Origin of the sequence: Vibrio quintilis, from assembly GCF_024529975.1 — a bacterium.
GTDB lineage: Bacteria > Pseudomonadota > Gammaproteobacteria > Enterobacterales > Vibrionaceae > Vibrio > Vibrio quintilis.
Window position 1 is genome coordinate 1212687 of the sequence record NZ_AP024897.1, and the last position, 14226, is coordinate 1226912.

Consider the following 14226-nt stretch of genomic DNA (forward strand, 5'->3'; position numbering starts at 1 on the left):
AGATCGCGGTAGTCAGGCTATCTGAAACGAAAGTTTAGTAAAAAATTTTACCTGAGCGGACGGACATTTCAGATTGGCTTATTTTAACGTGGTGACGTCCAGGTTAATGACTTCTTTAGCATTTGTTTTTGTTCGGTGAAGTGCGGCGCTGGTTATACTCTGAATTGTTACAAATTCATCCCGAAGGCCCGTTTTACATATCTGACACTATTGACCAAACTATCTATAAGACCCGAAAAACAGATGGGAGATTGGGTATGCGTCAAGTTAAGTATCTTATGTTGCAATGGAAATTGTGGTTGTGGATTTTGCTCCTTCCCCTGACAACGAATGCACTGGCTCACAAGGATAAGCATGAGCATGGGAATAAGCATATTTATGATTATGAGGTGACAGAGCTTCGCCCCGGAACGGTGATCTACAAACTTGATGCGAATGCATCTCCGGATGACCTTAAAGGGCTCAATGCGCTGTTAAAAAGTCAGGGGCTTGTTTCAGAGCGGAAACTGGAAGGGAGCCAGATAGTCATCGCTACTTTTGAGCACCATGGACGGGAAAAAGCCATTGCTAAGATTATCGATAAGAGTGGCTACGTTGCCTTTGCTGAGCCTGACTATATTGTGCAGCCCACATTACAGCCAAACGACACTTTTTTTTCTTACCAATGGCACCACAATCATGTGAACAGTCCGCAGGCGTGGGATATCACAACCGGAAGTAACGCCGTATTAGTGGGGGTGTGTGATACAGGTTTTGATGTGAATCATCCGGATTTAGGGCCTAACCTGCGGACAGACCTGGCTTATAACGCCAGTGATGGTTCCGACTATATTTATGATGCAGACGGTCACGGTACAGGGAGTGCAGGGACATTAGGGGCCGTTGGGAATAATGGTATCGGTGTTGCTGGTGTGAACTGGAACGTGGATATTATTCCTGTACGGATTGCGATTAGTGATCAGAACAGCTCTGCCTACATTTCGACCATGGCTGCATGTATCGAATATGCTGCTGACAATGGTGCCCGGGTGGTCAATCTCAGTTACGGTGGTATCGAATATGAAACCATCGATGCTGCTGCTCAGTACTTACGTTCAAAAAATGGTTTGTTGTTTATGTCGGCGGGTAACAGCGGAGAGGAGCATTTTTACCCGGATTTCACCAGCTTTGTTGGTGTCGGGGCGACCGATCGTAATGACAACAGAGCAAGTTTTTCAAGCTGGGGGACTTATGTTGATATTACCGCGCCGGGCGTGGATATTGCGACCACCTATCCGGACAATCAATATGTTTACTACAGCGGAACCTCATTTTCTTCTCCGTTAACTGCCGGAATTGCGGCGTTAATGGTGGCGGCAAATCCAGCCATTACTCCGGCAGAGATTGAAACCGGGTTATTCTCGACTGCGGCAGATATTGGTGCAGTGGGTGATGATAATGTATTTGGTCACGGCCTCGCAGATGCTTATGCTGCGGTGACGTATGCGATGAACCTGAATAGCTCAGAAGCGCCTGTGGCTGATATTGTGGTCAGCAGCAACTCAGTGCCATTTGGTAGCTCTGTTGACTTTGACGCTTCCGGTTCAACAGACGGTGATGGTTCGATTGTCTCATACCTGTGGAATTTTGGTGATGGTACAACGTCAGCCAGCGTGATGGCAACGCATACTTATGCTCAGGCAGGCAGCTATCAGGTGAGCTTAACCGTGACCGATAACGATGGTTTAACTGATTCGGCCGTGACCACTATTCAGGTGACGAATGAGCTCCCAACGCCAGTACTTCAGATTAGCAACCCGGCTGACAGCTATAACATAGGTGAAAGCATCTTCTTTGTGGGTTCAAACTCAACGGATTCAGATGGCACCATCGTGAGCTACTTATGGGAGTTCGGTAATGGTGATACCAGTTCTTTATCCGATCCAGAGTACGCTTACGCATCGGCAGGCACTTACACTGTGACACTGACAGTGACGGATAATGCCGGCTCACCCAATAGCACTGATGTGATGGTGACTGTGGTTGATCCGTCTGCCCTGAATGCGCCCGGTGGGTTAGCGGCGAGTGTTGACGGGCTGGCAGTGACATTAACGTGGCAGGACAACAACACCAATGAGGCAGAGTATGTGGTTGAGCGGGGCGTGAAATATCGTGGCAGAATTCGATTTGAAACTGTTGCGGAGTTGCCGGCAGATTCCACAAGCTATGTTGATACGGTGCCAGACACCGGAGATTTCAGATATCGGGTGATCGCAAGAAACTCTGGCGACGAAGCCATCTCTGAGACCATTACGGTCACAGTCGATTCAAATACGAATCCAGAGCCTGAACCCGGCGGCTTAGCGGCTCCGGGTAATCTTGCTTTAAGTTCAGGTGGTGTCAATGTCAGCCTGAGCTGGTCGGATAATTCTGATGATGAACTGGGTTTCTATATTGAACGCGGCCTGAAACGTAAAGGCCGGATAGAATTTGCCAGAATCGGGCAGGCCGGAGCAAATGAAACCAGCTTTACCGACAGTGGGTTTAGTGCATTACCAAACGGTCATTACGTATATCGCGTTCAGGCCTACAAATCCGGAGAGGTGTCCGGTTACAGCAATACCGCAGAAATCCGCAAGAAATAGTGATTAATAAGCAGAGAGAAAACAAAAAGGGCCAACCCGTGAGGGTCGGCCCTTTCCAATCGATTGGTGGAGCTGGCGTGTGTCTCACAGGTGGGCGTTTCTGTTTGTTTTTGTAAATAAGCTTCTGATTTTAAATGTTTTAATTTTGAGCTTGGTGGAGAGTGTAACACCCGTGTGGCTCACTTTTCAAGTTTTGTGTGGCTCACCTATGAACACGCATTTCGCTTGTTTATTGTCAGGTGTTTCGATTGAATGAAGACCGTTTTCGGACGCCAGTTCAACTCCCAAAAACAAAATTAGTCAAGTTCCACTCATGATTTTTCCTTAAAGTCAACAAAAAAATCAAAAAAGTTATTGACTAAGGTTATGTTTATTGCTATTATAGCGTCCACAGTTTGAGAAGAGACATTCTTCCAAACACACTATGTTTAAGTGGTAGTGAATTGTTCTCCACTTTTACACCAAAATAAGCAAAGACGACTTCTTTTCATTGCCATTGTGTGCAATGAATAAAGTTCAAAAAATGGTAAAGACATTGGGTTTGCCTCAGTGTTTTGCTTTGAGATTAAATCTGTCTTACTGATACAGATCTGTCTTGATATTTTTGAACACGGTTTTCTCTGCTTTAACACTGGTTGTAAAAGAGGAGAAACCAATGAAAAAGCCATTAACCCACATTGCTCAATGCTTGCTTTGCCAAGCTCACTCAAAACACAATACCACTCGTATTGTCACTCACTTTATCGATCACGTTCATATCGCTATTACCTTTACTGGTAAGGCTCGATCACGTCTGACGATTAGCATTTCATTTATCTTCCCTTTTTATTTTTGGTCTCCGCCATAATACAAAGTTAATTTTTTAATATTTTTATTTAATACACATTTTAAAAAATAACACCTGTATGGGGTGGGGATTGTTACAACCAAAAATCGACTAATTGGAGAAGATAATATGTCATATAACCTTTATAAAACTAAGTTTGAAACAGCAAAAAACAATTACTTTATAACTAGGGAGTTAAAAAAACTATATGGTAAAAATAATTATTCATTCAGGGATTTTATTAACTTACATAAAAAGTATTGTATTTTACATGAACAAGGTGAAATTGATTTAGGTCATGATAAACCTCATGAATATGTTTATTTAATGCTTGAGGAAGCTTATTGGGAGTCTAAAGGGAGACAAGTTGTTTTTATCGAAAATATGGAGTTATTCCAAAGTTTGAAAAGTTCAAAGTTTGACAATTTTAATAATGTCGATTTTGATTTTCCATACAAAACATTCTCTATATGCTTTCCTAGTGGCTGCTACTTATCTGGTATGGAAGTTAAAAGTTGTTTGGTGAGTATTATGACCGCAAGAGAGTTATTAAAGATCTGGGAGGTAAGTAATAATAATTATAGCGAAAAGTGTTTAGATAGGACACATATTAATGTTTATACAACTATGAAGTGCGGAGATATAAGAAGTATTAAGCTCGACACCGAAGATCTTACCCAGTTGAACAATAAAAATGAACCAGGTTATGAGCTTTTTAAGTTTGTTTTAAAGCTATTTGCTTATCACTCTGCAACGGAAGGGAAAAAATTAGTGAAGGGTTTTCCCAAGTCTTGCATTATCGCACCAAAAGATAAAAAACTGAGTCAATACAAACCATTGAGAGTGAAATCGACTAATAAGAAACACGAAAAAATAAGAGGAGGTAAAAAGATAAAGTATAGAGTTCCTTATTTTAGGAACTTAAAGGCAGACAGATATTACAAAGGTGACTATCAAAACTGCAAGAAGGGCAGTCGCTGGGTGTTTGTCAGAGAAGTAAATAAAATCAATTCTATCAATTCAATGTTGAATTAATAATATTAAACAAGAGGAAGTAATTATGAGTAATATACAGCTATTTAATGCGGATTGTCGTGATATTTTGAAAAACTTACCCGATAACAGTGTGGATTTGATTGTGATTGATCCACCTTATTTGCTGGAGAATACAAAGACAGGTGGGGGGAGTAAACTCAATAATTCTCTTCAAAATATATTTGATAAGCTTGAAGAGAATAATCTAACTAATGGGTTTGATATGAGAATATTAAACGAGTTGGTAAGGGTTAATAAAAAAATCAATATGTATCTATTTTGTAATAAAGCCCAGTTACCAATGCTTATGAGTTATTTTGTAAATGGTAAAAAGTGTAGCTTTGATTTGATTAAATATCATAAAACTAACGCTGCGCCTACATTTAGTAATAAATATAACTCTGATACGGAATACGTTCTTTATGTTAGAAAGGGGGGCTATTGTAAACCTGCTTGTTATGAAGATGCTTCGACATTATATCAGGACGCAATGAATACAGGCGATAAACACCGTTGGGGACACCCTACGGTGAAGCCCTTGCCATTGGTTGAGCGATTGATCAGAAACAGTAGTAAAGAAGGTGATACTGTGCTCGATTGTTTTCTGGGTAGTGGTACCACAGCAGTCGCTTGTAAGAAGTTAAACCGTGATTTTATCGGTGTTGAAAGCAATAAAAAATACTTTGATATAGCCATTAATCGAATCAATACAAAGGAGAAAAAAAATGGGACAAATTGAGTATAAGTCAAGTGTTAAGTCTAATTGCTGGCATTGCCATTCTAACGATTGCGATTTGACTGATTTTAAATCTGGGTATGGAAGGGTATCCGCCGTCGTCACCTGCAATGTGTGTTTTGCTAAACAGGTTCTTAGTTATGAAAGTCCTCGTGCAGTTATGATTACGCAAAGTGATAAAACGGTATATAGAGAATGTATTCAGAAAATTGAGCTGTGGTCGTTAAATACGCTCCACAACCAATGGCTCAATAAGGTCGCTAAATCGGGAAAGGTGAATGAAGAAACCGCTGAACAAGTCGTTCGTGATTTTGGTGTGACATACCCGTTAGAAATCTTTCACCTATTGCCGAATTACGCTAGATTATTGGTGGTTGAGAGCTTGGACTGGCACGACGAATTATCGCTTCAAAACCTTCATAGGATTGAAGACGAGCTACGGAATGAAGCCGAGACGACGTATGATTTAGGTTGGTTTATCGACGTCATTTTACGAGAGAGGGGAATACTCTAAACGACATTTCAACGGATTGCAGCAAAGCCCATTTATGGGCTTTTGCCGTTTTTGGACGGTCATACGCTCAGTCCAGCCCTACGACCCACGCCAATGTGCTTTTTTCGCTCTTCTTGAAACGCTGATTTTTCTAACGTTATCAGTCGTTCAATTTCTCTCGAAAGGCTTTTGCTGAACTCATTACTCACTTCCACTCTTTGGTCTGAATCGGTCACTAATTCTATGCCGTTGCTTACATATCTTATCCCGATAATCGAGTGATTCACTAAGGGATTGAGAGTCGGGTCAAAGCTGGCTTCATCACAAATCACTTGCTGTAAAACCGTTTGGCTCTGCTGCGAAAAATCGAGATATTGAGTTTCTTGTTGTAGCTTTAATTTGTGCTGCTCAACACGTTCAGAAATGTAACTTTGCGCTTCTTTGGCTTGCTTACACACCGATAGCAAGGCTTTCTTTTGATCAGCAAATTGCTGCGTCCAGCTTTCAAGATAAGCTGCGTGAGAATGGAACGTTTCTAAGCCTTGATCAAGACACATAAAAAGTGTTGCTGTCTCTGCAATAAGCTCTTCTTTCGCATACGTTTGAGAGCCAAATGGATTGCTTAACTTTCTGTTTAACCTTGAAGGATGCCCTGTGCTGTGGCTGAGTTCGTGAAGGATCACAGCAAAACGTGCTTTGTCACTTTTAAACTTCTCTCTTGGTGGAATGACAATATGGTCTTCTTTAACGTTGTAATAGGCTCTGTCTTTGTCTTTTTCAATGACAGGCACGCCCATTGCTTCGATAATCATTTTTGCCTGATTGACAAACGCTTGGTCTTTTTCTGACTCAACCATTGTCTGCTTGGCGAGAGCGTCTTGTTTGGCAAAATAAGGCTGCTCGTCAATATAGGATTGCGGCAATAGGTGTTTGATTTTCTCTAGGGCGAAAACTCTGTATCCCTTCAAGCCACGTCTTAACTCAAAGCCGTTGTCTCGCATTTCTTTAAAGCTCATACCCTCAGTGAACTTTTCGAATTGCGCTTTGCTTATCCTATGACCATCTTTCTTGTAGTTTTCCAGATATTTAACGACGACGCTTTCAAGTTTAATGCCTTTTAGCGGCTTATTAGGGTCAAAGTTTTCTGATTGCGTTGGTAGCTGGTCTTTGTGTTTTTCAAGCAGCTCTTGGGCTTGTTTAAACGTGGCGTATAAAGGGATCTTGGTTGCCATTTTTTGTTGGTCAGCTAAGAGCATAATAATGTTTATACCGCTGTATTGGTTTCCAAAAAAGTTGATTGGTAAGGCGTTGAGCGTTGAGCGATAGAATGACACCTCTACGTCATTATCTGAGGTTGGTTTTTCCCCTTTTGGCTTGGAAAAATAGTCAAATAAACGGTCAAGTATTTGGTCTTGCTGGCTCTTTTTTTCGGTAGTGCTGCCAGTTGCACTCAGTCTTTTCTTTGTCATTGATACACTCCTTTTAGTGGTATATCGATGTCATATCATTGATTTACTTTTCTTCAACTTATTGAAAATATGTGATTTTATTTATTTCAGTAAGTAAAAGGATTTTGAGTGTTTATTCGTTTGAAAAATTGCTATGAGCTTGTGAAAGGCTCGTTTTGTGATATCACGAATAGAGAAACAGGAAGAAAAGCAATGAGAGAGCAGTTTACTGAAAAAATGATTCAAAAAAGCATCGCTTTACTGGAAGCGAAACCCGAATTATTCGAGCAATTTATGGTGTTTTCAGTCCGTAAAAACGCAGAGGATGATAAAGCTTATATTCAAGATTTGTTTAGGTTTTTCTATGAGCAAGACGTGATACGTCCAGAGTTGATCCTTGATAAGACGCACGTGTTAGGTCGCAATCTTTTAGCCAGTATTGAGCAGTTCAATCTATTTAAAGCGGCGTTGATTGAGTATCAGAATGCCGAGCAAATCGGTTTGTATCTCGCTCAATACGATTTGGGATTGAGTGATTGGATTTTCAACACGGATGCACAGGCGATGAAGCTCAATCCAGACAGGAAAAATGACTTAAACCTCAGTTTACTCAACAACAATGTCGTTATTGGAACTGATATTGATATTTCTTTGCTTGACCCGTTTAACAACAGCGACCCTTTTCTGGCTCAATTCAACGATAGACCATTACCAACCTGTGATTTCTCTTCTTTCTATCCAGCGGAATGGAATAACGGGGTATTGAGCTTGTCTGCTGTTGCTGATTTAGCTTGGAAAGGTGAAGAAACACCTGTCCATATTTCAAAGCAACTTCAAGTTTACAGGCAACGACAAACGCAGCTTGTTGAGTTGGATAAAAAGATTAAGCAATTAGCACAGCCCGTATTTTGTTCGCATTACTATCAAGAAGGAAAGTCTCGACCTTTCGCTATTCCAGAATTGATTGGCAGTATTGACCATATCGTGCTCGATAAAATCCCAAGCAGTGACGAACTTCTCAATGCTTTACTGGCTTGTCAAAGCAAGCATATCAGTGCTTTTCCTTATACTGATCAAGGGTTGGCAAACTTGAAAAAAGCAGTAGCGGTGATTGAACGTGATCAGTTGTTCGATGTGAATGCGGTGACTTTCTCGAAGAAGATAGACCAACGTGTGATTGACGCAGTCTACACACCAGAAAAATCACCACTTAAAGAAGAGCCGTCTTGTGTCTTTAATCTTGATCGAGAATACCAAAATGAATTGGACAAAATCAGAGAAGAGATTACTCATATCAAGCAAAACAAACTGGCAGCGCAGCCGAATCAGATCTATCCAAGGATGAAACCGTGACAGTATTAGAGCTGCTGACACTGAGTTATTTTAGTCCTGTTTTTGGGGCTGATATGGAGCGTGTAGAAACTCAAAGACAGAGTGAAGAGGCTTTCATTCAAGCGTTTCTAGCGGCAAATCAACCTTTCGTGAACAGTATGTTTGAGCAAGTATTAAAACGAGTGGAAAGCGACCTTTTACTGCACAATAAAGCCGTGGATCAATCGTGTTTAGCAGAGGCGATGAATGTGGTGTTCGATACCTATTTACATTGTCAGTTTGTGCTTCAAGACAAACCGCTCTCATACTGGTCGCAATATCGAGAGCAGGACGCAGAAACGCTTTTAGACAGATTATTGAGCGATCTTGCCCTGACGAAGCTATATGTGGCTTGTGAGAGCGTCGTGCAGCAAGCATTTTTACTTCCTGTCTCTAAACAACCTAAAAGCTGCAAACCACGCTTAAAACGAAAACCCTAAATGCTCTACTGTGCATTGGTGGTATTCAGTTCGATTCATAGCCTGAGATAAACAGGCTTTAATGATAAACAACTCAGGAAGCGTAATGCGTAGATTGTCCCTTTTAAAGCACGAAGTTGTATTCGTGAAAATCAAATTAAAGCTCATTGCCTCTAAGACTAGTGTTTCAAAATCACGGTCAGTCTCGTGCTGGTAAAAGGATTGAAACTGCTTATAGATTGCGTCTAAGCAATAGGCATAATCCGTCTCGTTCTGGTAGTAAATGGCTTTGAGAAGGCTTGTTACAGAGCGATAATCTATCCCGACAAGACGCAATTCTTGTTTGAAGCGTTTCCATAGCCCCGTATTGGCTTTAGCGTATTGAATTGCTGCAAGCAATGGTTTGGCATAGACGCTTAAAACGATATGAAATCGAGAGTGTTGCTTCACCATTAAATCAAACACCTCGTCATGGCTGTAACTGCGATTGATATCAATGCGAGTATCTTGATAAATCTGTGAGGTGAGCCTTTGATATTCATTCGCTTGCGCCTTTCGTGCTTCTCGAAAGTGCTTTTGGTTACTGGCTGTGCGACGTTTTTTCAATTGGAGCTGCCAATATTGAGTCAGTCCCGTTAGATAAACCACGTGTCGGTATTGTTTGAGAAACGCTGAATAATCTTCACCTGCAATGACATATAAGTGTTCTATGTCGAGAATGGACGTGTAGTTGTTCAGTTGATTTAGCAGAGGCTTCACTTGTCACCTCGCTTCAATATCTCTTGAATGATTTCGCTGACTTCTTTTTCATAAGCAATGGCTTGCTGGACTTGATACTGGTGCAATAGCGGTTTAAAAAACTGTATTAAAAATAGTGAATCAGCGTCGGAAACCGAATCACAACTGAGTAATAGGCATCGGTAATAAGAATGTCTGATAATTGGCAGTTGTGGCTTTGAGCGGAAAAACTGGCGATTGAAACTCTCTTTGGGTATTCGCTGCTTCTTTAACGCTTGTTCAAACAGGCTCTTAAAGTCGCTGTCATTGATAATGAAATTAATCACGCTTGATACGTCACCGTTATGTAATTCATCCTCAATCTGATTTAGTGTGTCATTCATTACTCCTCCTTCCATTGGCTCTCTATATCTCTTACCACGCCTAAGTTAATTTGCAATATTTCAAGGCTGTGGTAAGTCGATGGTATGGAGTTAAGACAGGGAGAAAGGTATGAGTAGGCAGCGATTTTTTAGTGAGATAGAGCAACTAAACCAACATAAAGATTTTGAAGGTTTGACGGTAGAAGAGAGAAGCAATTATGAGTTGGTGATCACTCAACTGCCCGACAAACTCAAAAACGCACAATCAGCAACGGGTGTGAAACAGAGGTTAGTTTCGGTTGTTCAAAAGCTTACGCAACTTTCTCAACGATATGATTTACCTTTTGTCGTGCAATATTCAAAGGTAGACATTGACCTTATATATCAGCAGATAAAACAGAATCACTTTGCCTTATTCCATTTTAATTCTTCGTCACCGATGCCAAGTCGCTGCACGTTCACTGTCACGAGTGAGTTTTTAAAAGGCTGTCGTGACTATCTTCATATAGATTGGAGAAGGGCTTTTACAGCGGATTTATTGCGTTTTGAAGGGCAAACGCTGACGCTGATTTCTGAGGAGGGGGAGCTACTTTCCAGCAACGATGATCAAGGCGAGAGTATTAAGATTGAAAATCAAACGCTCTATGCGCTTATGTATGTGATTAATAAACACTGCGATATCCACTATTGGGTTAATCATATCCTGCCTGTTGAGGTTCGTCTGGCTATGGAACAAGGAGCGAAGCGTCAATTAGAAACGATAATAAAGCCGCTGCGAGATATGCCAGAAATCACGAGACTGTATCAACAGTCGCAGTTTAATGTGGATTTGAATGTGTTTTGTAAAGCGGTGATCTCTGCTATCAGCGTTATTCCAAGTTTCAATGCGCTTGACGATTTGCGCTTAGACAAAAACAAACAAGCTTCTATTGATGCGGTGAACACTGCATTAGATTGCATTGGCTGGGAGCAAAGTATGCTGGCACAAGATTTCAAATCAGCAGTAAGGCTTTATCAAGCGTGGGTTGAGCTTCTGGCGTTCAAGCTTAGTGAATACTTGGAGGCCTATCATAGTGAATGCTTTGATAAATCGATGTTTATCATACAGCAATACTCTAAGCCCAAGCCGAAGAAGCGTTAACACGACGAAGTTTTAGTTATCGTTGTAACCAAACTCCTTAGAGGCTAATACGTTCTTCCAATATGCCTCTCTTGATAATATTTCGTCCTTGGTTTTATGTGTATCAGCGATCTCTAAAATAGAGTATTGAAAATTGTCAGCGTATTTCATTCCTTTTTCACTGAGGAGTGAGTAAAGCTGGTTATTACCACCATGACCAGAGTAGGAGTAGTCACACCACCTTTGCCAAAGTCCGTTCTCACCTGTTGCGCTCCCCACGTAGAGTTTTCCAGTGGCAAGATCTGTGATCAGATAAATGCCTGAAACACTTGATAAAGCGGAACGCCAATCACTAATTTGTTGCCTAACAATAATGTCAAGGTGAGCCTTGGAAAGACTTGTGTGTTGATAACCTTGAAAACTCTCGACCGCTACTTTTTGAGCTGTAATTTCTTTTACTACGATATTTTCAGACCAGTTTTCGGCAATCAAATAAGATTGACGCCCTGAGCGAGTAAAGGACACTTTTAAGCGACCAGAATATGACTCAAACTCAGGAATCGATTTAGTCGTGTAGTCGTAATGATCTTCATTCCATATGCTTGATACTGACTCATAAACGCCAGCAAAAAGCCAAGTATTAGGTTCAGGTAGCTGGATCAGTGATACAATATAGTCTCGGTTAAAGTTTTTCTTTGATTGCCAAGATTGCCACTCTTCAAAATCACCAGCCAAATAAACGTCCAATGGGTTTTGGTATCCGTTCCAGACTGCCAAGTGTATCTTGCATTTTGTTGGTATGATTTCTGGGTTTACAGCTTGTATGAAAGTAAAGAGTTCCATTTAATACAATGACTTATAGTTTGTTTCATTAAGAGTAACATAAGTCGGTCTTGATTCGTTTCAAATGTGTGTTTTTTTGACCTCTGTCGTTTGATTTAATGTCTGACACTGCTGTTTTAAATAGGTTTTTTGAGCCTCTATTTGTATCGCTACTCTTTCTTTTTGTGCTTCACTAAGGCGAGATGAATCAAGCAAATGTAATCCTGTTGCGTTGGTGAATCTGAACTTATCAGGCGTCTTCTTACTGTATTTTTGAAAGTTCTTCTCAAAGCGTTTTAGCTCGGATTCTAACCTTTTGTCTATCATTGCTTGCAGCGTTTCGTCTTGTTCCATACCAGGGTAAGAGACTTGCACTTTTTCACTGTATTTGTCACCTGAGAAGATAAGTTCAACGTGTAAATGTCTCAGTGCTCCAACGTTTGCCCTCTTATTGACAGGGCTTATCACAAGGATTTCATCGCTGGCAAGTGACTTCGCTTCTTCAAGTAGCATAGCGTTCAGAAGTTTCGCAGAAGCCTGTGGATTAAGCATGCTGATGCTAATAATGGAATGATTTTCGTCTATGCGCTCAATATCAACCAGCGCACAGCCTTTCTCATTAAATAGTGTGGTGTGATCACCTTCTTCTCGAACTTCTATGCCGAAGTGATCAAACAACCGTCTATGACGCTCAATAGAGAAGTGTTCTTGATAGATATCATTAAATGGCTCACTAAGATTGACTGTCACCTGCTTACGGTAGTTAACGTGCTTTGGCATCAAGCTCATTAACTCCGTTTGATGCGCTAATATGTCGGCGGCTTCGAGGCTGAAAGTATCGGCTAACGCCTTGCCAGATAACGCCTTAGAGCTAAACAGTGAAGCGTTGTATTTTGTCGCTCTGATAGTGGATAGCTTTGTGTTTGCAAGTTTGTGAAATGATAGGTGTTTTTGTTTGTTGAGGTTGATAACAATACCTGTGTTGAGACAACGTTGATAAAACACACAGAAAGCGTCTTTTTGAGCTTGATTATGTTTGCTTGGTGGTAATTGACGTAACTCTCTTTCTAACGCTGATTTCACGGCTTTAAGATTGTTTAGAAGCACCGTTTCCATTTTTTGAATGGTTGGCGTGCAGTGGCGTTGATGTTGCTTTTCAAAGTGCCACTGCTTGGCAAATTGGCGTAACGAACGTTTTAAAGCTCGATTAACAAAGGTGTCGATATTCAGTGCAAGTCCTAATCCTTCCTGTTTTATTTCAACATGGTCGTTGGATAGGGCAGACAGTAAAATCCCCATTTGTTGAAGTGTGTTGATTTTGGCAGCGAGTGGCTCATTACTCTCTAATGTGGCATAAATACGCTGTTCTAACGCTCTAAAATCCGCCCTCACTTGTCGCCAGTTTTCAGATCTTTTTAAGAGGTGAGACAGATATTTTTTTCTATGATTAGCCCCTGTCTGTTGTGCTTCTCCACTGGCTATACCTTGTTCTAATAATGGGAACTGTTTTTCAATCTGTTTATGTGCAATGCGCTTTGTTTCATAGAAAAAGCGTGGGTTCATGTATCGCTTTGTTACAGGGTCGTATGCGTGGCTATAGAAATGAATGTGTGGGTTGGTTTCATCTTCAATATGAAAGTTTGTAACAAGTTCAATCTCTTCTGGTCTGGTTTTGCTGCCTTTGATTTTTTGCTCTTTTTTGATCTGGTTATAGTAGTTCGCTAAGAAGTGACGAGTCATAGTTTCTATGGCTTGCTTGACTCGCTCTACATTGTTGTTTGATGCTTGTAGTAAGCGTTGGTACTCGTCTTGGATAAAGCTCAGTGAACCCTGATAATTAAAGAGATTTTTTGTATCTAAACATTCTTGATACTCGTCGAGTTGATTGGCTTTACGGCTACGTTTGACGTAGTTTTGAATAATATAGCGGTGTTGACTCAGGCAATAGTCATTGACTAGCGTTGATAAGTCCGCTCGATTCAGTGTTGTGCCTTTATGACTCAGTAACAGTCCCAAGTTAGGTTGAGACGGATCAATTGAAAAAGATAAGTCTGAGCGTTTTAGGCTGTAACGTTTGGTCTTCTTATCAGTGATAAGATAAAGGATATGGTTGCTCAGTGAGCCTGTGTTTTTGCCTCTTCTTTTGTTGTCGCAGCTAAAAGCGACTTTCTTCATTTTTACAATCATCAATAAACGTCCTTGTTTACCGATGTCATACCATTAAACGTTTTC

13 protein-coding genes are annotated in these 14226 nt (G+C 40.8%); 8 read left to right on the top strand and 5 right to left on the bottom strand.

The features are described from left to right. The first annotated feature begins 257 nt into the window (after nt 1-257). The 5 genes from OC443_RS05775 to OC443_RS05795 all read left to right on the top strand — a co-directional run bounded on the left by OC443_RS05775 (nt 258) and on the right by OC443_RS05795 (nt 5735). The gene (locus OC443_RS05775; protein ID WP_073582696.1) at nt 258-2624 is read left to right on the top strand and encodes a S8 family serine peptidase; all 2367 of its coding nucleotides are present in this window, start codon (nt 258-260) and stop codon (nt 2622-2624) included. A gap of 655 nt (nt 2625-3279) precedes the next feature. Further along, entirely contained in the window at nt 3280-3471 is a 192-nt protein-coding gene (locus OC443_RS05780; protein WP_133150065.1) for a hypothetical protein, read from the top strand. A gap of 108 nt (nt 3472-3579) precedes the next feature. Then, nucleotides 3580-4485, top strand: coding sequence for a hypothetical protein (locus OC443_RS05785; protein ID WP_073582698.1), 906 nt, complete (start codon nt 3580-3582; stop codon nt 4483-4485). A gap of 25 nt (nt 4486-4510) precedes the next feature. Then, entirely contained in the window at nt 4511-5224 is a 714-nt protein-coding gene (locus tag OC443_RS05790) for a DNA-methyltransferase (protein ID WP_073582700.1), read from the top strand. Beyond that, nucleotides 5211-5735 carry a hypothetical protein gene (locus OC443_RS05795; protein ID WP_083601601.1) on the top strand — a complete coding sequence of 175 codons (525 nt, stop codon included), beginning with the start codon at nt 5211-5213 and terminating at the stop codon, nt 5733-5735. Before OC443_RS05790 ends, OC443_RS05795 begins: the two co-directional genes overlap by 14 nt. Before the next feature lie 59 nt (nt 5736-5794). Here OC443_RS05795 and OC443_RS05800 read toward each other — a convergent pair whose 3' ends face one another. Further along, the gene (locus OC443_RS05800) at nt 5795-7183 is read right to left on the bottom strand and encodes a zincin-like metallopeptidase domain-containing protein (RefSeq protein WP_073582702.1); all 1389 of its coding nucleotides are present in this window, start codon (nt 7181-7183) and stop codon (nt 5795-5797) included. Nucleotides 7184-7291: 108 nt separating this feature from the next. Here OC443_RS05800 and OC443_RS05805 point away from each other — a divergent pair, with 108 nt between their 5' ends. Further along, nucleotides 7292-8515 carry a hypothetical protein gene (locus OC443_RS05805; protein WP_143169306.1) on the top strand — a complete coding sequence of 408 codons (1224 nt, stop codon included), beginning with the start codon at nt 7292-7294 and terminating at the stop codon, nt 8513-8515. After that, complete coding sequence (locus tag OC443_RS05810; protein WP_073582706.1) at nt 8512-8973, top strand: hypothetical protein; 462 nt, start codon at nt 8512-8514, stop codon at nt 8971-8973. Before OC443_RS05805 ends, OC443_RS05810 begins: the two co-directional genes overlap by 4 nt. Here the strand turns inward: OC443_RS05810 and OC443_RS05815 are convergent. Then, nucleotides 8956-9711 carry a hypothetical protein gene (locus OC443_RS05815; RefSeq protein WP_073582708.1) on the bottom strand — a complete coding sequence of 252 codons (756 nt, stop codon included), beginning with the start codon at nt 9709-9711 and terminating at the stop codon, nt 8956-8958. The two genes, OC443_RS05810 and OC443_RS05815, sit on opposite strands and share 18 nt — an antisense overlap. Beyond that, nucleotides 9708-10073: a hypothetical protein gene (locus OC443_RS05820; RefSeq protein WP_073582710.1), complete on the bottom strand. Its 366-nt coding sequence runs from the start codon at nt 10071-10073 to the stop codon at nt 9708-9710. The genes OC443_RS05815 and OC443_RS05820 overlap by 4 nt, the downstream gene beginning before the upstream one ends. Before the next feature lie 109 nt (nt 10074-10182). Here OC443_RS05820 and OC443_RS05825 point away from each other — a divergent pair, with 109 nt between their 5' ends. After that, nucleotides 10183-11193, top strand: coding sequence for a hypothetical protein (locus OC443_RS05825; protein ID WP_073582712.1), 1011 nt, complete (start codon nt 10183-10185; stop codon nt 11191-11193). Nucleotides 11194-11205: 12 nt separating this feature from the next. On the opposite strand, the gene OC443_RS05830 is transcribed toward OC443_RS05825, so the two are convergent. Next, nucleotides 11206-12015 carry a GIY-YIG nuclease family protein gene (locus OC443_RS05830; RefSeq protein ID WP_073582714.1) on the bottom strand — a complete coding sequence of 270 codons (810 nt, stop codon included), beginning with the start codon at nt 12013-12015 and terminating at the stop codon, nt 11206-11208. Between the two features lie 60 nt (nt 12016-12075). Then, complete coding sequence (locus tag OC443_RS05835; RefSeq protein ID WP_073582716.1) at nt 12076-14181, bottom strand: hypothetical protein; 2106 nt, start codon at nt 14179-14181, stop codon at nt 12076-12078. Nucleotides 14182-14226: the final 45 nt, after the last annotated feature.